Source organism: Mesorhizobium sp. M0960 (assembly GCF_040319055.1).
In the GTDB taxonomy this organism is placed as follows: domain Bacteria; phylum Pseudomonadota; class Alphaproteobacteria; order Rhizobiales; family Rhizobiaceae; genus Mesorhizobium.
Genome location: NZ_JAMYNN010000001.1, coordinates 861,864 through 880,902, shown reverse-complemented (window position 1 = coordinate 880,902; position 19,039 = coordinate 861,864). Strand labels below are relative to the sequence as shown.

Genomic DNA, 19,039 nt, shown 5'->3' with positions numbered 1-19,039 from the left:
CACCAGCCGCTGCATAACACGGCGAAAAAGTGGATGAAACCGCTGGACTAACCGATTAAAGCGAGGTGAGGCCGGGTTTGGTCAAGCCGCCTGGACTGCCCTGCCCTTGATGTCGATCGGCACGAGCACCTCGCTGCCGACCGGAGTCTCCGGCAGGACATGCGCCCAGTGCAGGATCTCCATCCGGCCGTCAAAATGCTCGACCACCGCCGTGCAGCTCTCCACCCAGTCGCCGGTGTTGATGTACTGCACGTCCTCGTAGCTTTCGATCGCGGCATGGTGGATGTGCCCGCAGATCACGCCGTCGACATGCGAGCGGCGCGCCTCCTCGGTCAGCACGGTCTGGAACGAGCCGATGAAATTCACCGCCTTCTTGACCTTGACCTTGGCCCAGGACGAGAACGACCAGTAAGGCAGGCCGAGCACTTGGCGCAGGCGCGTGATGACGCGATTGACCAGCATCGCCGCGTCATAGGCATAGTCGCCTAGATAGGCCAGCCAGCGCGCATTGTGGACGACGGTGTCGAACTGGTCGCCATGGATGACAAGAAGGCGTTTGCCATCGGCGGTCTCGTGGATGGCGCGATCGGCGACGACAATGCCGCCGAAATGCACACCTTGGAACTGCCGCGCGAACTCGTCATGGTTGCCGGCGATGTAGGTGATGCTGGCGCCCTTGCGCGCCTTGCGCAGCAATTTCTGGACCACGTCATTGTGGCTCTGCGGCCAGTGCCAGCTCCGTCTCAAGCGCCAGCCGTCAACGATATCGCCGACGAGATAGATGATATCGGCATCGTGATGGCGCAGGAAATCGATCAGGAACTCGGCCTTGGCCGCCTTCGATCCGAGATGGACGTCGGAGATGAACATGCTGCGGAAAGTGCGGGGCTCTGCGCCGGACATCATTTGTCACCGTTGCTTTCGCGTGAGGCTATGCCCCGATTCATGCAACAACCGTATGACGGTTGCGATTGGTCCAGCCATACGGGTAGGTTGCCGCGGCAATCAGAGGAGAAAATCACCATGGACCTCGGTATTCGCGGCAAGAAGGCCATAGTCTGCGCCTCGAGCAAGGGGCTGGGACGCGGTTGCGCCATGGCGCTGGCCGAGGCAGGCTGCGATCTGGTCGTCAACGGCCGCAACGCCGACGTGCTGGCCAAAACCGCCGCTGAACTGCGCGAGAAATTCGGCGTCAGCGTGACCGAGATCGTCGGCGACGTATCCAAACCCGACGTCCAGAAGGCGCTGCTTGCCGCCTGCCCCGATCCCGACATCCTCGTCAACAACAATGGCGGTCCGCCGCTTCGCGATTTCCGTGCGCTCGATCGCGAAAACATCCTCGAGGGCGTCACCCAGAACATGGTGACGCCGGTCGAGCTGGTTCAGGCCGTGATCGACGGCATGGCGGCGCGCGGCTTCGGCCGCATCGTCAACATCACCTCGCTGTCGGTCTATGTTCCTATCCCCGGCCTCGACCTGTCGTCCGGCGCGCGCGCCGGCCTCACTTCGTTCCTGGCCGGCGTCGCGCGGACGGTGATCGACCGCAATGTGACGATCAACAACATGCTGCCGGGCAAGCTCGACACCGACCGGCTGCGCGGCCCGCACGAGGCCGGCACGCCTGAAGATCCGGCCGCCGCCGCGCGCAAGGCGCGCATCAGCGCCGACGTTCCGGCCAAACGGCTCGGCACGCCGGAGGAATTCGGCCAGATCTGCGCCTTCCTATGCTCGGTTCATGCCGGCTACCTGACCGGGCAGAACATACCGGTGGACGGAGGTCTCTACGTCAGCGCGTTCTAATGGCGGAATCCAAGGCTTGGCACCCGCTGGTAACGGCGGGAAGCGACCCATTGGGTAGTGGGTCGGTTTGAAATCTAAGCTTTGAATATCTCAGCTAGGAGTTCGATAACCCGCTCCGGAGGCAACTCCGGAGCCCAAGGATCAGATTCAGAGATTGCCTCATACTGGCGTCCGTCAATCTTGGATCCCAAAACCTGATAATATGCATCATGAACAATTGGGAAGAATTTGGCCCGGAATTGATCGAGTTCGGCCTTGCTCCGCTCTTGATGGAGAAAACTAACGGCGTGAGCCAATAGGAACTCTAATTTGGCGAACTCGATAGGATCAAAATCATAGGTCTTCATACCGGAGACATAGCACATGGCAATTCAGGCTGTCCCTTTTGACTTCAAACTGACCCACTACCACCCATTGCGGACGTTGGAGCCGTAAGCATAAGGTCCGCAATGCAACACTCGTCCCTCATATCCTTCCTCAACGGCGAGAAACCACCCGACGAGCTTTGGCGGGAGATTGAAGCCGAAGTGAACGAATGCGTAGCCGCCGCATCCAAGCCCGGCTGCGTGGGGCATGTCATCATCACTGACGGGCCAAATACGATCATTAATCGTCGACATGTAGACGTGCTGGTTGGTCAGCTGGCAGACGGCATCCTACCGATCCAAGCAGCCGCCTACATTGCCGATGCGCTGATCATGAGCGACGACTTCAACTTTGCGGACGATGGCATCTCGGAGGTTCTGTTCTTCCTGTCAGACGAGAGCGCGCCCCTTTCGCGGGAAGAGGTGCAGTCGCTGCGGAGCCGTCTTTGGACGGGAGCGTAGCGTCGGTCTTACACCCTTTGCGTAACCCTATGCGACTATTCTAAAGCTGTGAGATTGGCGACGCGGCAAGTACGGGCATCGCATCCTGTCGGAAGAGCATGGATCATAGCTGTGGACACGGAATACGCCTCTGAAGAGATTTGGCGCACATCGCTTGCGGCAGCGCGTAGCTACTTTCGCCACCTGCAAACTCCTGAAAACCTGCCATATGCGGCCAAATCAATTAGTCATGCCATCCGCCGTATCGAGCGGATAAGAGCGGCCGGACTTCCTGAATGGCAGGAGCGAGACAGAAATACGGGTTTCCCCTGACCGCTTTCGACCCGTTACGGGCGCCCTCAGGCCAGCCCGAGACACGGCGACATTATGCTCAAAACGGCACTCAGTTCACAAGGACTAGGGTTAGTCCGCATGCTATGTCCTGCCTCGCAATCGAAAATGAGACCGGCGGATGGCGTCTTCTATCTATCGCTTTGTTAAGCAAAAACTGCTGTCACACGGGGTTCGAACCACGGCCGACGGCAGCCTTGCAATTGCCGACAGGAGATTGTTCCTTGACTTCGTTCGTCTAGAACGAGCGGTTAGGCTAGAGGATTTCGCGACAGTCCAGTCTGCCGTGGTGGCGATTGAAAATCGTTGCTTGTCAATGGGAAAACGTCACATCGCCGTGTTTGCATATATGTATCTCAGGTTTTCGGATGCGACCCCAAAGCTTACCCACCTGGACATTGATCTTGAGGAAGGAGGTGTCCGCCGAACAGTCGACTACCGGCGTAGGGTGTCGTCGACAGAGCGACTTGTCGGTGAGTGGGCTGCCGCGTGGTACGACCGCTATTCTAAGAGTTTCTTTCGTGTACTTTATGAGAGCAACAGCGCCACAGCGGACTAGCGAAAGAATACCTAATCATCCGCAAACCACCCGAGCAGACATTCGGCGGCGCAGCTCGCCGCAGCACCCGCCTGTCGTCCCGACATCTCAATGGCAGACCAGACGGCCCGACGGCGGCGTGAAGCCATAAGCGTCGCACTTGCGACATATCACCTCTCGAAAAGCCGCGGCTGCATGCTAAGAGACTCGAAACACCAAACGGACTGAACCGAGGAGGCGGCCGTCATGACAGGCGAAAGCAAGAAGGCGGCGCGATCCGACCTCGACGAAGCAGCGCTCTACTTCCACAAGCACCCCCGGCCCGGAAAGCTTGAAATCCAGGCGACGAAGCCGCTCGGCAATCAGCGCGACCTGGCGCTTGCCTATTCGCCCGGGGTCGCCGCCCCCTGCCTTGAAATCCGCGACGATCCGGCAACTGCCGCAGACTATACAGCCCGCGCCAATCTTGTTGGCGTCGTCACCAACGGTTCGGCGGTGCTGGGCCTCGGCAATATCGGACCGCTCGCCTCCAAGCCGGTGATGGAAGGCAAGGCGGTGCTGTTCAAGAAGTTCGCCGGCATCGATGTCTTCGACATCGAGATCGATGCACCGGGCATCGAGCGCATGGTCGAGACGATCTCGGCGCTGGAACCGACCTTCGGCGGCATCAACCTTGAGGACATCAAGGCGCCCGAGTGCTTCGAGGTCGAGGAGCAGTTGAAAGCGCGCATGGGCATACCGGTCTTCCATGACGATCAGCACGGCACCGCCATCATCGTCGCCGCCGCCGTGCTCAATGGGCTGGAATTCGCCGGCAAGTCCATCTCCGACATCAAGATCGTCACGTCGGGGGCAGGTGCTGCGGCGCTTGCGTGCCTCAACCTTCTGGTCTCGCTCGGCGCGCGGGTCGAAAACATCTGGGTCACCGACCGGTTCGGCGTCGCCCATAAGGGCCGCGTCGAGGAGATGGACCGCTGGAAAGATCCTTATGTGAAGGATACCGAAGCGCGCACGCTGGCCGACGTTCTGCCCGGCGCCGACGTGTTTCTCGGCCTGTCTGCCGCCGGCGTGCTGAAGCCGGAATTGCTTCACCACATGGCGCCCAAGCCGCTGATCCTGGCGCTGGCCAACCCCAATCCCGAGATCATGCCGGAAGCGGCACGGGCAGCACGGCCCGACGCGATGATCTGCACGGGCCGCTCCGATTTCCCCAATCAAGTCAATAACGTACTCTGTTTTCCTTACATCTTCCGTGGCGCGCTGGATTGCGGCGCAAGCGCCATCAACGAAGAGATGAAGATGGCCGCGGTGCGAGCGATTGCAGCGCTTGCCCGCGAAGAGCCGTCCGACGTTGCCGCGCGCGCCTATTCCGGCGAGACGCCGATCTTCGGCCCGGAGTTCCTGATCCCCTCACCTTTCGACCCGCGACTGATCCTGCGCATTGCCCCTGCCGTCGCCAAGGCAGCCTGCGAGAGCGGCGTCGCGACCCGGCCGATCACCGATTTCGCCGCCTATGTCGACAAGCTGAACCGCTTCGTCTTCCGCTCCGGCCTGGTCATGAAGCCGGTATTCTCGATGGCCAAGACGTCGAGCGCCAAGCGCGTCATCTATGCCGATGGCGAGGACGAGCGCGTACTTCGCGCCGCGCAAGTCGTGCTCGAGGAAGGCATTGCCGAACCGATCCTGATCGGCCGCCCGCATGTCATCGAGGTGCGGCTGAAGCGCTACGGGCTGCGCATCAAGCCGGGCGTCGATTTCGGCTTGATCAACCCGGAAGACGATCCGCGTTACCGCCACTATGTCGACCTTTTGATCGAGCTTGCCGGCCGGCGTGGGGTGACGACGGAAGCGGCGCGCACCATGGTGCGCACCGACAATACGGTGATCGCCGCCCTTGCCCTGAAGCGCGGCGACGCCGACGCCATGGTCTGCGGCCTTGAGGGCCGTTTCGAGCGTCATTTGCGCAACGTGACGCTGATCATCGGGCGGCGCGCCGGCATCAAGGATCGCGACCTGTCGACGCTTTCCATGCTGATTTCGCAGCGCGGCATCATTTTCCTCACCGACACCCATGTCTCCGTCGATCCGACCGCCGAGGAGATTGCTGAGATGACCGTTTTGGCGGCCGAGGAGATTCAGCGTTTCGGCATCGAGCCCAAGGCAGCGCTGCTGTCGCATTCGGATTTTGGCTCCCGCGATTCGCCAAGCGCCATGAAGATGCGGCAGGCGGCGGCGATCTTGGCGCGCATCGCGCCCGACCTGCAATGCGACGGCGAGATGCATGCCGACTCGGCGCTATCGGAGCAGCTGCGCCAGCGCGTCTATCCGCATTCGCGGCTGAAGGGCGAAGCCAATCTGCTGGTGTTCCCCAATCTCGATTCGGCGAACATCACGCTGACCGCGCTGCGCACGATGATGGACGCGCTGCATGTCGGCCCGATCCTGCTCGGCACCGACAGCCCGGCGCACATATTGACGCCGTCGGTCACCTCGCGCGGCGTCGTCAATATGACGGCACTGGCCGTGGTCGAAGCCGCGCATAAGGCGCAAGCCATCGTCGATCTGGGCTAGCCGTGGGCTTTCTCAGATTGGCCCGAACCGGAAATGCCCTGTCTGCCTGAAGGCAAACAAAGTGTCCTCTTCCCTGGCGCCGCCACCGATATTGTGAATGACCAGCCCTCTTGTCGGCACCACAGTGGAGCGATTGGACGACACGATGGCAATATGCGACAGATTGCCGGGCAGCATCTGGGCGACGAGATCCCCAGGCCGATAGTCGGCGGGGTCTTGGCTGACGGGCAAGGCAGCACCGCGCCGCTCAAAATAGACCGCAAGATTGGGCACACGGCGGTGGTCGATGTTGCGGTCGGGCGCTTTCAGGCCCCAAGCCTTCGGATAGGCGGCAAAATTGGCCCGCATATCCTCATGCACCAATTCTTGCAGATCGAGATCGAAGGCGCGGCGATAGGCACGGATCACGACATCCGTGCACACACCCCGCTCGGGCTCAACGTCCCCGCCCGGATAGGCCAGGCGTGTATAGGTCGGATCGTAGAGCGTGGTGACGCCGATCTGCTCACGGGCGGCTTCGACCAATTTGGTGCCCCAATCCGGCGTGATGGGCTTTTCCTGCGCCATGGCAACCGGCATCGCCAGGCACAAAAGACCAAATTGCACTGCGGCTCGACGGGTAATCGCGGTCATGCCAAGCCTCCGGGCATTGCTGGATCCAGGCATTCTTCTGGGCGAATACGCCTTTTTCGTGCAACGCCAGGGTGTCGCGGTCCTGACAATGTCCGAGTATGCCGTGCGGCGTGGTCGATATGACGCGCTGGTTGTGGTCGAAGCCGCGCACAAGGCGCAAGCCATCGCCGATTTGGGCTGAAGCCGGAATCAGCGATATGCTAAACAAACGCTTAACCGCAAGCGCGGTAGCTTTCAGAACGGCAGACAGGCGGAGTTCCGGAGCGATGACGGGCGCACGTTGGAAGCTGACGCGGGCCGCCGCGCTGCTCGGTGCCCTGCTACTGTGCGACATCGCCGTCACTCAGGCGCAGGCCGCCTCCCGCCTCTGCCGCCAGCTTGAAGCCGATCTTGCTGCCGCTTCTCGTGGTGGCGGCGGCAAACCGGCCTTGCTCAGGAAATATGACGACGCGATCGCCCGGCAGCGCCAGCAGATTTCAAAGGCCGTCAGCCAATCCAGCAGCGCCGGCTGCGGCTTTTCGCTGTCTCGCCGCAACGCCAACGTATGCGCGGCACTCGACGCCACCATCGATCGCATGGCTGCCAATCTCGACGACTTGCAGGCCAAGCGCGCTGAGCTTGACAGCGGTGGTTCGCGACGCGATCGCGCGCGCATATTGACCTCGCTTGACGCCAATGGCTGCCGCGACGAAGCGGCGCCATCAAAGCCCGCACCGGTTCGCGAAGCCAGCGATGAAAACGGCAACGGAAACCTGCTCGAGCAGCTTTTGGGCAGTGAATCCGATGCGCCCGACCAGCGTGAAGAGCCCAGCCAGGCTGAAGAGCTAAGTCAGCCGGGCAACATCCGCACCCTGCTCAACAACGCCGACATGGGCCAGCCGCGAGGAGAATTCCGCACCATGTGTGTGCGGACCTGCGACGGTTATTTCTTCCCGATGTCGAATGCTGCCTCGCTCGGCGATTTCGAGCGCGACCAGAAGAATTGCGAATCGAGCTGCCCCGGCACCGAGATGCAGGTTTTCTACACGCGCGGCATGAACAGCGATTCGGCGTCCATGACGTCTTCGGTGACCGGCAGGCCTTATATCGAACTGCCGACGGCCTACCTCTACAAGCAGTCCGACATGCCACGGCCGCCGGCATGCGGCTGCAATGCCGCGCAGAATTTCGAAATCATCGCCGGCAACCCGCCCAGCCCGGAACGATCCGAAGCGAACGTGGAGACCACTCCGTTCATTCCGGTGCCGGTTGCCAGGCCTGATCCGGGCGCCGACCCGGAGACCTTGGCCAACGCGGAAGGCGGCCTCGACCGTGAGGCGATCAGACGCCTTGCCGTCAAACCCGTGCCTTCGCTGACGTCCCTGCCGCCGCCCGAACAGCGCAAGGTCAGGGTCGTCGGGCCAACGTTCCTTCCCGACCCAGCAGCGGCAACAGATCTGCAAGCTCCGGACCCGAAGGCTGTCCCGTAAGCGCCAGCCTCAGCGGCATGAACAGCGCCTTGCCCTTACGGCCGCTCGCCGCTCGGATTTTGCCGGTCCAGTCTTTCCAGACGGTGCCGTTCCAAGGCTCCTCCGGCAGCAGTTCGAACGCCTGGCGAAGAAAGTCGCGGTCATCGTCGGAAAACTCCGCCGGCTCCTCTGGACCGTCGCGAAGTGTGCGCCACCAGATCGCCGCATCGGCCAGCCTGTCGAGATTGCCGCGCACCGCCAGCCAGAAAGGCTCGGCCTGTTCGCCAGAGATGCCGAGCACGATCAGCCGGTCGCGCGCCTCGGAAAAGGGCATGTGGTGCAGCAGCGTGCGGTTGAGCACGAAGAGCTCGTCCGGATCGAATTTGGCGGCGGATTTCGATGTTGCCGCCGGATCGAAGCGCTCGGCAAGTTCAGCCATCGTCGGCACCGCCACGACGTTTTCCGAGGTACCGACGAGTACCGCCAGCGAAGCGACCGCCATTGGCTCTATGCCGCTCTCACGCAGGCTCTGTATGGACAGCGCGCCGGTGCGCTTGGAAAGCCCCTCGCCTGATGCTGTTGTCAGAAGATTGTGGTGGCCGAACACCGGCGGCTCGGCGCTGAGCGCCCGGAACAGGGCTATCTGGACGCCGGTATTGGTGACGTGGTCGTCGCCACGAATGACATGGCTGACGCCCATGTCGATGTCGTCGATCACCGAAGGCAGTGTGTAGAGATAGGTGCCGTCCTCGCGCCGCAGAACGGGATCTGAAAGCGAGGCGAGGTCGACGGTCTCCTCGCCGCGCACCAGGTCGTTCCAGTGGATTTCGGTGCGCTCCGGCTGCAGCGGATCGCTGCTGAAGTTGGGCAGCAGAAAGCGCCAGTGCGGCCGCCGGCCATCGGCCTCATATTCCGCGACCTGCTCGGGTGCCAGCGTCAGCGCCTCGCGGCCATAGACTGGCGGCAGGCCACGCGTGCGGCGCACCTTGCGCCTCAGGTCGAGCTCTTCAGGCGTCTCATAGCAGGCATAGACGAGGCGGGCCTCCTTCAGCCTTTCCAGTGCGGCATCATAGATTTCGACCCGCCGCGACTGATACTCCGTGGCATCGGGGAAGATGCCCAGCCAATGCAGGTCATAAAGGATGGCGTCGGAAAATTCCTGCGTCGAACGGGCAACGTCGGTATCGTCGAAGCGCTGGATGAAGCGGCCCTTGTTCTTGATGGCGAACAGCCAGTTGAACAAAGCGGTGCGCGCATTGCCGATATGGATGCGGCCGGTCGGTGACGGGGCGAAACGGACGGTAACTGTCATGAGCGGGGCGTACCGGATGGTTTTGCTGTTGACAAGACGCGCCCCCGCGCTCTGCGGCAGACATAGAACATGACGAAGACGAAGAAAAGACGGCAGCGCCGCGCGTCCATTAAGACGCGCCGCGCCGTAACCGTCAGATCACCAGGCCCCTGGTCAGCTCGAGCGCCTGGCGTTCGAACAGCCGGCGGTAGATGCCGCCTTGCAGCCGGATCAGTTGGTCATGCGATCCCTCCTCGACAATGCGGCCGCGATCGAACACCAGAAGCCTGTCCAGCGCGCGCACGGTCGACAGCCGGTGGGCGATGACCAGCGTCGTGCGGCCGACCATCAAGCGCTCCATCGCCTGCTGGATCAGCACCTCCGATTCCGAATCGAGGCTCGACGTTGCCTCGTCCAGGATGAGGATGCGCGCATCGGCGAGGAAGGCGCGTGCGATTGCAACACGCTGACGCTCGCCGCCCGACAGCTTTACGCCACGCTCGCCGACCAGCGTGCCATAGCCTTTCGGCAAATCGGCGATGAAGTCATGCGCGCTGGCCAAGCGCGCCGCGTGTTCGATCTCGGCCTGCGTGGCGCTCGGCCGGGCATAGGCGATGTTTTCAGCCAGCGACCGGTGGAACAGGATCGGCTCCTGCTGGACGATCGCGATCTGTGCGCGCAGCGACGCCTGCGCGACATTGGCAATATCCTGGCCGTCGATCAGGATATTGCCCGCAGTCACGTCATAGAGGCGCTGGATCAGCTTGACGAATGTCGTCTTGCCGGAGCCCGAATGGCCAACCAGCCCGACCCGCTCGCCCGGCGCGATATCCACCGAAAAGTCGCGATAGAGCGGCAAGCGATGGTTGCCGTAGTGGAACGTGACATTGTCGAAGGTGATACGGCCATCGGTGATCCGGATCGGTTTGGCGCGGGGCCGATCCTCGATGCCGAGTGGTTCGGACTGGAAGTCGACCAGTTCCTCCATATCGTTGATCGAGCGCTGCAGATTGCGGATATGCGTGCCGATGTCGCGCAGATAGCCTTGCAGCACGAAGAATGAGGTCAGCACGAAGGCGACGTCGCCGGCGCTCGCCTGCCCCCACGACCACAAAAGCAGTGAGAACCCAATGACCGCTGCCCTCAAAAGCAGCAGCATCGTGCCTTGCGTGGTGCCGTTGACGGTGCCGCGCACCCAGGTGCGCCGCGTGCGTGCGCGCCATTTGGCGACGACGTCGGCAAGCCGTGTCTCCTCGCGCTCCTCGGCGCCAAAACCCTTGACCACGGCATTACAGCTCACCGCATCGGCCAGCGAGCCGCCAAGCCGCGTATCCCACGCATTGGCAAGCCTTGCCGCGGGGGCGACATAGCCGAGCGACAGCATCGTCGTCACGGCGATGAACAGCACCGAGCCCGTCGCGACGACCGCGCCCATCAGCGGCCAGAACCAGCCGAGCAACAGCGTCGAGCCGACAAGCATGACGACCGACGGCAGCAGCGCGATCAGGATCGTGTCGTTGAGCAGGTCGAGCGCCCACATGCCGCGCGTTATCTTGCGCACCGTCGATCCGGCGAAGCTGTTTGCGTGCCAGTCGGTGGAGAAGCGCTGGACGCGGTGGAAGGCATCGGCGGCGATGTCGGCCATCATCTTCAGGGTCAGTTCGACGATGGCCATGAAGGCGAGATTGCGCAGCACGACACCGGTGAGCGCCAGGGCCACCAGCATCGAAAAGGCAGCCGTCGCGGCATTCCATGCGACATCGTCGGCAGTGGCACTGCTGGCAACGGCGTCGACCAGCCGGCCGGAATAGAGCGGCGTCAGCACGTCGGCCAGGGTCGACAGCAGGAATGTGGCCATGATCAGCGAAAGCCGCCACGGCTGGCGCCGCCAATGACTGAGCGTAAAACCAAGAACGCTGCGAAAGGCGCCCGCGCGCAAATCTATTCGAAAACGAGCCATGATGTCATTCGGGCGCAAACGAGCCCGATCCCGGAAAGGTCGAAATTGAAAAAACCGCGTCGGGCGAATTAGCACCCAAGGAAAGCGGAGGTTCGGCACATTTGGCGGCTCGCCCGAATACGGGCGGCGACCGGCATCGACGAACGCCTGTTCTCAGCTCGGCTTCGCCGCAAAGGTAAGAACCTTCGGGCTCACCGATTGGGACCTAGGCTTCGCGGCCTCGCATAACGATGTCAAATCCTGGCATTTCGGTCCTCCCCAAGGGGATCGCGGAAAGGCGTTTATAGAGACGCCTCAACGCCGCGCCAAGTCAGTAGATGGTCGAAAGCGCATCTGGTCCAACCAGTGAGACGATTTTGCAACAACGGTCGGTTGTGCGCTGCCTCTGTTCAGGCTGCCGGGACGCGGTCGAGGCGCATATAGCGGCCGTCGGTGGAAGGCCTGAAGCCGAGCTTCTCGTAGACCGCGTGGGCATCGTTGGTAGACAGGCTCCAGTGGGTGACAGTCTTGCAATCCGGGTGGTCGATAGCGCCTGGACAAGCCGGGTCCCGATGCCTTGCCCGCGATACCCGGGCCAGACAATGATGTCGGCGAGATAGGCAAATACCGTACGGTCGGTGATCGCCCGGCCAAAGCCGACTTGATTGCCGCCGACATAGGCGCCGACGCACAGTGAGTTGGCAAAGGCGCGGCGGTGCAGTTCATCGCTGCGGCCGCTGCCCCAATAGCTCTCCTTCAAAATGTCGGACGTCGCCCGGAAGTCGATCTGCGACAGGTCGAAGCTGATTTCAAAGTTGGCCATGGCTAAACCGTTATGCAGCCAATCGCCTACCCGCCATCCCTGAACCGGTTGGTAATAGGATAGCGGCGGTCGCGGCCAAAATTCTTCCTGGTGATCTTCACGCCGGGCGCTGCCTGCCGGCGCTTGTATTCGGCGACGTAAAGCAGGTGCTCGACGCGCGTCACCGTCGCCCGGTCATGGCCGCGCGCAACGATCTCGTCGACACCCATCTCGTTCTCGACCAGACACTCCAATATGTCGTCGAGCACTGGATAGGGCGGCAGCGAATCCTGGTCGGTCTGGTTCTCGCGCAGTTCCGCCGAGGGCGCCTTGTCGATGATATTGTTCGGGATCACCTCGCCGGACGGGCCTAGCGCGCCCGGCGGCACATGCGCGTTGCGCCAGCGCGACAACGCATAGACCTGCATCTTGTAGAGGTCCTTTATCGGGTTGAAGCCGCCATTCATGTCGCCATAGAGCGTGGCGTAGCCTACCGACATCTCGCTCTTGTTGCCGGTAGTGACCACCATCGAGCCGAACTTGTTGGAAATCGCCATCAGGATGGTGCCACGGGCCCGGCTCTGCAGGTTTTCCTCGGTGATGCCTTCCTTGGTGCCCTCGAAAAGCTGCGTCAGTGTGTGCAGGAAGCCCTCGACCGGCTCGAAGATCGGCACGATATCGTAGCGGCAGCCGAGCGCGCGGGCGCAGTCCTCGGCGTCCTTGAGCGAGTCCGTCGAAGTGTAGCGGTAAGGCATCATCACGGCGCGCAGCCGTTCCTCGCCGAGCGCATCGACGGCAAGTGCCGCGCAGATCGCCGAATCGATGCCGCCGGAAAGGCCGAGCACGACATTCTTGAAGCCGTTCTTGTTGACGTAGTCGCGCAGGCCCAACATGCAGGCGCGATAGTCGGCCTCCTCCTTCTCCGGGATTTTCGACATCGGTCCGTCAGAGCAGACCCAGACGTCATTCTTTCGCTTCCAGGTGGTGACGTTGACCGTCTCCTCGAACTGGCTCATCTGGAAGGCCAGCGTCTTGTCAGAGCCTATGGCAAACGACGCGCCGTCGAAGATCAGCTCGTCCTGGCCGCCAAGCTGGTTGGCATAGATAATCGGCAGTCCGCATTCGATGACCTGGCGGATGACGATCTGGTGGCGGACGTCGACCTTGCCGCGGTAATAGGGCGAGCCGTTCGGGACCAGCAGGATTTCCGCGCCGCTTTCGGCCAGCGTCTCGCAGACGGCAATCTCGCCCCAGATATCTTCACAGACCGGCACTCCCACCCGCACGCCGCGGAAATTGACCGGCCCTTGGATCTCGGGTCCGGCCTGGAAGACGCGCTTCTCGTCGAACTCACCGTAATTCGGCAGATCGAGCTTGTAGCGTTCGGCAAGGATCTTGCCGCCATCGGCAAAGATGATCGAATTGTGCGTGCCGGTCTTGCGCTTCAGCGGCGTGCCGATGATGACGCCCGGGCCGCCATCGGCGGTATCGCCGGCGAAGTCCTCGGCAGCCCGCTCGCAGGCCTTCAGGAAGGCGGGCTTCAGCACCAGATCCTCAGGCGGATAGCCGGCCAGGAAAAGCTCGGTGAACAGCACGAGATCGGCGCCCTGGCGGGCGGCATCCGCCCTCGCCTCGCGCGCCTTGGCAAGATTGCCGGCGACGTCGCCGACCGTCGGATTGAGCTGGGCGACGGCGATGCGCAATATGTCTGGAGCGGTCTTGTCGATCATGCCTGTGGGTTTAGCGCGGCAAAATTCGTCGGGCAATGGCGTTCGTTTGGACCAAACAGTCGGTCCTATTCGCCCATATATTCGCGTAGCGCCTCCGGCGGATGGTTCTCGCCGATCGACATTGCCAGAATGCGCGAAATGTGTCGGCGCGGCAGCTCGGTCTCCGCCGCCCAGGCGTTGATCTGCACCTGGATCTTGTCTAGGTCCTTCTTCGATGTCGGGCTCTGCGCGATGTCGAGCCCGGCGTCGCGCAGCGCTGCCGCCATGTCGGCCGAGACGATGAAGGCGTCCCACTCCAGCCAGCGCAGAAAATACTGGCCGGTATTGCCGCCGAGCCGGCTCCCGTGCTTGCCGAGATAAGCCATCAGCCCGACCTGATCGCCGGCCGGCCAGTCGGCGAGGAACTTGCCGAAGCTGCCATGCTCCTTCGACACGCGCTCGACGAAGGCTGCGTTGTCGCGTACCGACTTGATCTTCTGCGGATTGCGCACGATGCGCTTGTCGGCGGTGAGATCGTGCCAGAAATCGTCAGGCTGGAACAGCAGCCGCTTCGGCTCGAAGCCAAGAAATGCTTCCTCGAAACCTGGCCATTTCTGCTCGATGACGCGCCAGACGAAGCCGGCGGCAAAGACCCGTTCGGCCATGGTCGACAGGATCCGGTCATCCGCAATCTTTGCCAGCGCGGCATTGTCGGGCGTAGGGCCCAGCAGCGACGTCAGCGCTGCCTCACCGCCTTTGCGTTTCGCCGCACGGGCGCGAATCTTCTGAAAATCCACCATTGTTTCCTGACCCCATCGCGTCAATCTACCACTTCCCGTATGAACCGGCAGCTTCTACCTCTATCGCTGACGACGGAGGCGACGATGAACAAAACGATCGAGGACCTGGCAAACCGCTGGCTGAAGCGAAAGCCGGACGGCCTCAGCGCGCTCGAAAGCCGGGTGCTGCAATCAACGCTCGAGCGCACCACGATCTCCAAGGACACCAACAAGGCCGTCGCCTTTCACCAGACGTTTGGCGACCGCCTGGCTGACACCATCGCCCGGATCGGCGGTTCGTGGTCCTTCATCCTGACATTCATTGGCTTCCTGATCCTGTGGACGGCAGGCAATGTCTGGCTCTTGTCGCGCGCCGCCTTCGATCCCTATCCTTTCATCTTCCTCAATCTCGTGCTTTCCATGGTTGCTGCCCTGCAGGCGCCAGTGATCATGATGGCGCAGAACCGCCAGACCGAGCGCGATCGTATCGACGCCGCCCACGACTATGAGGTTAATCTCAAGGCCGAGATCGAGATCATGGCGTTGCATGAAAAGCTCGACGAACTGCGCCACAGCCAGATCATCGGCATGCGAGACGAGATCGCCCGGCTGGCCGAGCAGGTGAAGCGCATCGACGAGATTCTGTCGAAGCAGCGGACGTCTTCATGACGGAAGCCATTCATCGTCTCATTGAGCAATATGGGCTGGTCGCGGTTTTTCTGGGCTGCGTCGCCGAGGGCGAAAGCGCCGCCATCCTTGGCGGTTTCTTTGCGCATCAGCATGTCTTCGTCCCGTGGCAGGCCTTCCTCGCGGCGGCGCTCGGCGCCTTCGGTGGCGACACGTTCTTTTTCATCCTGGGACGGAGCTTCGCCGACCATAAATTCGTGATCGGACTCCGAGCCCGGCCAGGGTTCAGCCACGCCTACCGCCTTGTCACCTCTCATCCCAACATTTTCGTGCTGTCGAACCGCTACATCTATGGCCTGCGCCTGGTCGGTGGTATCGCAGCCGGGCTGTCGGGCATCGCCGCAGCGCGCTTCGTCATCCTCAACGCCATCTCGTCGGTAGTCTGGGCGGCACTGTTCTGCACTGTCGGTTATGTCTTCGGGCTGGGCGCGGAGCGCATCGTCGGCCAGGCGCTGGCCCGCCACGAGCGGTTGCTGATCGCCCTGGTCATCGGTCTCGTTGTGGCCATCCTCGGCTGGCTGGCGTCGCACGTCCTCGCCAAGAAGGAGCTTCGCAAGGGAAGCTGATCGTCAATCAATGGCGAGCGCGCGGTCGCCCTTCTCGAGGATCAGCGGAATGATCAGGTCTTCCTCGTCGGCAAGATGCCGGGTCAACATGGCGATCAGCCGGCTGTTCTCGTCGGCATAGGCATCGGCGGCGAAGCGCTGTTTGTCCTCGCTCTCCTGAAGCGTGCCGATGAAGGCATTTGCCGCCTCGGCATTGCGCTCCAGTCCCTCATGGATTGTGTGGTGATCGGCATCCAGGATTTCGAAGCCGCGCTTCAGACGAGTCTCGGCCCTGGCGAAGACCGGGAAATAGTGATGGTCCTCGACATTGTGGTGGCCATCGAGATTGCCGAGGAAATGATTGAGGCGCGGCGCGAACCAGCGTGCGAATTCCGGCGCGTTCAGCCTGCCCTCACGATAATCGCCAATGCCGTTGGTGAGCATGCCGCCAAGGTCGCGGAACATGTCGTGCCGCTGCAGCCACATATTGGCCATGCCGTGGATGTTGGCATGCGCCTGCCAGTCCTCGCGCGGATATTTTTCCACCAGCCAGCGCAGATCGTCCGGCAGGCCCTCACGTTCAAGCAGCAGAAATCCGGCGGTATCGGCCATATCGGTCTCCTCGATTAACCGGCATGTGGTGCCTGAAACCTCAGATCGGTACCCCAACGATGCGCTCGATGACTGCGACGCCCCAGACGCCGGCGACGATCACCACCGAAATCAGCACCGCCAGCGAACCGCAATCCTTGGCTAGCTGGATGTCGATGTTGAATTCGCGGCTGAACGCGTCGCATGCCGCCTCAATGCCGGTGTTCAGCACTTCGATCATGATCATGAGCAGCACCGCACCGATCAGCAGGGCATAGCCGCGCCACGATTCTGAAAGGAACCAGCCGAGCGGCAGCGCAAGCACAAGCAGGACCAGTTCCAGCTGGAAGGCCTCCTCGCCGGCGGCCAGTTTGCGAAACGCCCGCACCGAATTGTAAAAAGCGTCGATCAGCCGCTGCATGCCAAAACCCTTCGGAATCACCGGCAGGGGATAGCGCAATGGCTGGATCAAGGGAATAAGGCGGCCTCTTCAAAAATCAGCCGTCTGCTACCTTGATCGACGGCGTCGACTTCTCGAACTGCGGCAGCCCATCGTCGATCGCGTAGTAATCGCCCTTGTCGCCGACGAAGATATGACATTCCCCTTGAAGTCCGGTTGGCGCGTCGAACAGGCCGGCCATGACCGAAACGTAGCCACCCTCCATCGGTTTCCAGAACAGCAGCGATCCGCATGTCTTGCAGAAACCGCGCCTGGCAAACGAAGATGCCTCGTACCAGGTGACGTTCTCTGCGCCGGCGATTGTGATGTCGCGATCGGCGACATTGGTCGCGGCATAAAAATGCCCGCTCTGCTTTCGGCACTGCGAGCAATGGCAGTAGATAACGCCGCGTAGCGGTCCTCGCGTCTGCAACCGCACTGCCCCGCACAAGCATGATCCGCTGTGACTGTCAGCCATCTCGGCCTCCCAATGCAATTGCCATCGCTTGGCAGGATTCCAGTTTTGCGCGCGTTACGCACCAGCAAATGCGACGCCCGCCGGATTGAATACAAAAAGCGCCGGATTTCTCCGGCGCTTTTTCAATATATCAAAGTTCAGATCGCATCAGCCGTTGACGGCCTGCTTGTGCTGGACCGGATGGCTCTTCTTGAGCAGATCGGACACCAGGAAGGCCAGCTCGATCGCCTGGTCGGCATTGAGGCGCGGGTCGCAATGGGTGTGGTAGCGATCCTGCAGCTCTTCGGCGGTGATGGCGCGGGCACCACCGGTGCACTCGGTGACGTTCTTGCCGGTCATCTCGATGTGGATGCCGCCGGGATGCGTGCCTTCGACGCGATGCACCTCGAAGAAGGTCTGCACCTCCTTCAGGATGCGGTCGAACGGCCGTGTCTTGTAGCCGGCGGCCTCGATGGTATTGCCATGCATCGGATCCGACGACCACACCACGCTGCGGCCTTCCTTCTGCACCGCGCGCACCAGTTTGGGCAGATGTTCGGCGACCTTATCGGAACCGAAGCGCGCAATCAGCGTCAGCCGGCCAGGCTCGTTCTCCGGGTTGAGCAGGTCGATGAGCTGCAACAGGCCGTCCGGCGTCAGCGACGGGCCACATTTCAGGCCGAGCGGGTTCTTGATGCCACGGCAGTATTCGACATGCGCGTGGTCGGGTTGGCGCGTGCGATCGCCGATCCAGATCATGTGGCCGGAGGTGGCGTACCAGTCGCCCGAAGTCGAATCGACGCGGGTCAGCGCCTCTTCATAACCGAGCAGCAGCGCTTCGTGGCTGGTGTAGAAATCGGTCTCGCGCAGTGCGTAATTGGTCTCCGAGGTGATGCCGACGGCCTTCATGAAGTCCATCGTCTCGGTGATGCGGTTGGCGAGCGACTCGTATTTCTCGCCCTGCGGGCTGTCGGACACGAAGCCGAGCATCCATTGATGCACGTTCTCCAGGCTGGCGTAGCCGCCCTGGGCGAAGGCGCGCAACAGGTTGAGCGTCGCCGCCGACTGGCGGTACGCCATCTCCTGCCGCGCAGGATCGGGAATGCGCGACTTGGCATCGAACTCGATGCCATTGATGATGTCGCCGCGATAGCTGGGCAGCGTCACACCGCCCTTGGTCTCATTGTCGGACGAGCGCGGCTTGGCGAACTGGCCGGCGACACGGCCGACCTTCACCACCGGCTGCGCGCCGGCGAAGGTCAGTACCACCGACATCTGCAAAAAGACGCGGAAGAAGTCGCGGATATTGTCGGCGCCATGCTCGGCGAAGCTCTCGGCGCAATCGCCACCCTGCAGAAGGAATGCGTCCCCGGCAGCGACGGCTGCAAGCTGCTTCTTCAGCTTGCGCGCCTCACCTGCAAAAACCAACGGCGGAAAGGTGGCGAGCTGGGCTTCCGTGTTCCTCAGCGCGACAAGGTCCGGATAGGCAGGAACCTGCTGGATCGGCTTAGCTCTCCACGAATTCGGCGACCATTTCGTCATCGAAGCACCCAACGCTCTTTCGCACGGACGCCATCGCCCGCCAATCCGCCCAATATGGGGTCGCGGCTCCATACACGAAGCCGATTTCCTATTCTAGACCGGAATTGGCCG

21 protein-coding genes are annotated in these 19,039 nt (G+C 61.9%); 9 read left to right on the top strand and 12 right to left on the bottom strand.

Features of this window, described 5'->3' with window-relative positions; all coding sequences use genetic code 11:
- Positions 1-81: 81 nt before the first annotated feature.
- On the bottom strand, positions 82-903 hold the full coding sequence (locus NKH63_RS04365) for a UDP-2,3-diacylglucosamine diphosphatase (RefSeq protein ID WP_023720072.1): 822 nt from the start codon (positions 901-903) through the stop codon (positions 82-84).
- A gap of 120 nt (positions 904-1,023) precedes the next feature.
- On the opposite strand from NKH63_RS04365, the gene NKH63_RS04360 reads away from it, so the two are divergent.
- On the top strand, positions 1,024-1,800 hold the full coding sequence (locus NKH63_RS04360) for an SDR family oxidoreductase (RefSeq protein ID WP_352482221.1): 777 nt from the start codon (positions 1,024-1,026) through the stop codon (positions 1,798-1,800).
- 74 nt (positions 1,801-1,874) lie between these two features.
- Here the strand turns inward: NKH63_RS04360 and NKH63_RS04355 are convergent, their stop codons facing one another.
- The gene (locus tag NKH63_RS04355) at positions 1,875-2,147 is read right to left on the bottom strand and encodes a hypothetical protein (RefSeq protein ID WP_023720074.1); all 273 of its coding nucleotides are present in this window, start codon (positions 2,145-2,147) and stop codon (positions 1,875-1,877) included.
- A gap of 102 nt (positions 2,148-2,249) precedes the next feature.
- Here NKH63_RS04355 and NKH63_RS04350 point away from each other — a divergent pair, with 102 nt between their 5' ends.
- From NKH63_RS04350 to NKH63_RS04335, 4 genes are all read left to right on the top strand, one after another.
- Positions 2,250-2,627 (top strand): hypothetical protein, encoded by a 378-nt coding sequence (locus tag NKH63_RS04350; RefSeq protein ID WP_023720075.1) that lies wholly within the window; start codon positions 2,250-2,252, stop codon positions 2,625-2,627.
- 111 nt (positions 2,628-2,738) lie between these two features.
- A complete protein-coding gene (locus NKH63_RS04345) occupies positions 2,739-2,939 on the top strand; it encodes a hypothetical protein (RefSeq protein ID WP_156948105.1) in 201 nt (66 codons plus the stop codon).
- Between the two features lie 139 nt (positions 2,940-3,078).
- On the top strand, positions 3,079-3,516 hold the full coding sequence (locus tag NKH63_RS04340; protein ID WP_023720076.1) for a hypothetical protein: 438 nt from the start codon (positions 3,079-3,081) through the stop codon (positions 3,514-3,516).
- A 225-nt stretch (positions 3,517-3,741) separates the two neighbouring features.
- Entirely contained in the window at positions 3,742-6,066 is a 2,325-nt protein-coding gene (locus NKH63_RS04335) for an NADP-dependent malic enzyme (RefSeq protein ID WP_352917648.1), read from the top strand.
- Positions 6,067-6,078: 12 nt separating this feature from the next.
- Here the strand turns inward: NKH63_RS04335 and NKH63_RS04330 are convergent, their stop codons facing one another.
- Positions 6,079-6,699, bottom strand: a complete 621-nt coding sequence (locus tag NKH63_RS04330; RefSeq protein ID WP_051409694.1) for a DUF1287 domain-containing protein — start codon at positions 6,697-6,699, stop codon at positions 6,079-6,081.
- Here NKH63_RS04330 and NKH63_RS04325 point away from each other — a divergent pair.
- A complete protein-coding gene (locus NKH63_RS04325; RefSeq protein ID WP_023720079.1) occupies positions 6,698-6,880 on the top strand; it encodes a hypothetical protein in 183 nt (60 codons plus the stop codon). The genes NKH63_RS04330 and NKH63_RS04325 overlap by 2 nt on opposite strands.
- 85 nt (positions 6,881-6,965) lie before the next feature.
- Positions 6,966-8,168 (top strand): DUF2865 domain-containing protein, encoded by a 1,203-nt coding sequence (locus NKH63_RS04320; protein WP_023720080.1) that lies wholly within the window; start codon positions 6,966-6,968, stop codon positions 8,166-8,168.
- Here the strand turns inward: NKH63_RS04320 and gltX are convergent.
- The 5 genes from gltX to NKH63_RS04295 form a co-directional block, all read right to left on the bottom strand.
- Positions 8,086-9,459, bottom strand: a complete 1,374-nt coding sequence (gene gltX / locus NKH63_RS04315) for a glutamate--tRNA ligase (RefSeq protein WP_352482218.1) — start codon at positions 9,457-9,459, stop codon at positions 8,086-8,088. The genes NKH63_RS04320 and gltX overlap by 83 nt on opposite strands.
- 133 nt (positions 9,460-9,592) lie before the next feature.
- Positions 9,593-11,398 (bottom strand): ABC transporter ATP-binding protein, encoded by a 1,806-nt coding sequence (locus NKH63_RS04310; RefSeq protein ID WP_352482217.1) that lies wholly within the window; start codon positions 11,396-11,398, stop codon positions 9,593-9,595.
- Between the two features lie 310 nt (positions 11,399-11,708).
- Positions 11,709-12,200, bottom strand: a complete 492-nt coding sequence (locus tag NKH63_RS04305) for a GNAT family N-acetyltransferase (protein ID WP_352917647.1) — start codon at positions 12,198-12,200, stop codon at positions 11,709-11,711.
- A gap of 26 nt (positions 12,201-12,226) precedes the next feature.
- Positions 12,227-13,909 carry an NAD+ synthase gene (locus NKH63_RS04300; RefSeq protein ID WP_352482215.1) on the bottom strand — a complete coding sequence of 561 codons (1,683 nt, stop codon included), beginning with the start codon at positions 13,907-13,909 and terminating at the stop codon, positions 12,227-12,229.
- Between the two features lie 65 nt (positions 13,910-13,974).
- Positions 13,975-14,688 carry a DNA-3-methyladenine glycosylase I gene (locus NKH63_RS04295; RefSeq protein WP_023720085.1) on the bottom strand — a complete coding sequence of 238 codons (714 nt, stop codon included), beginning with the start codon at positions 14,686-14,688 and terminating at the stop codon, positions 13,975-13,977.
- An 84-nt stretch (positions 14,689-14,772) separates the two neighbouring features.
- On the opposite strand from NKH63_RS04295, the gene NKH63_RS04290 reads away from it, so the two are divergent.
- The gene (locus tag NKH63_RS04290) at positions 14,773-15,336 is read left to right on the top strand and encodes a DUF1003 domain-containing protein (RefSeq protein WP_023720086.1); all 564 of its coding nucleotides are present in this window, start codon (positions 14,773-14,775) and stop codon (positions 15,334-15,336) included.
- Positions 15,333-15,920, top strand: coding sequence for a DedA family protein (locus tag NKH63_RS04285; RefSeq protein WP_023720087.1), 588 nt, complete (start codon positions 15,333-15,335; stop codon positions 15,918-15,920). Before NKH63_RS04290 ends, NKH63_RS04285 begins: the two co-directional genes overlap by 4 nt.
- Before the next feature lie 3 nt (positions 15,921-15,923).
- Here the strand turns inward: NKH63_RS04285 and NKH63_RS04280 are convergent, their stop codons facing one another.
- The 4 genes from NKH63_RS04280 to NKH63_RS04265 all read right to left on the bottom strand — a co-directional run bounded on the left by NKH63_RS04280 (position 15,924) and on the right by NKH63_RS04265 (position 18,928).
- Positions 15,924-16,511 carry a hemerythrin domain-containing protein gene (locus NKH63_RS04280; RefSeq protein WP_352917646.1) on the bottom strand — a complete coding sequence of 196 codons (588 nt, stop codon included), beginning with the start codon at positions 16,509-16,511 and terminating at the stop codon, positions 15,924-15,926.
- 40 nt (positions 16,512-16,551) lie between these two features.
- Positions 16,552-16,911 (bottom strand): diacylglycerol kinase, encoded by a 360-nt coding sequence (locus tag NKH63_RS04275; protein WP_023720089.1) that lies wholly within the window; start codon positions 16,909-16,911, stop codon positions 16,552-16,554.
- Positions 16,912-16,987: 76 nt separating this feature from the next.
- Entirely contained in the window at positions 16,988-17,407 is a 420-nt protein-coding gene (locus NKH63_RS04270) for a GFA family protein (RefSeq protein WP_352482212.1), read from the bottom strand.
- Between the two features lie 147 nt (positions 17,408-17,554).
- On the bottom strand, positions 17,555-18,928 hold the full coding sequence (locus NKH63_RS04265; RefSeq protein WP_352482211.1) for a class II 3-deoxy-7-phosphoheptulonate synthase: 1,374 nt from the start codon (positions 18,926-18,928) through the stop codon (positions 17,555-17,557).
- Positions 18,929-19,039 lie beyond the last annotated feature (111 nt).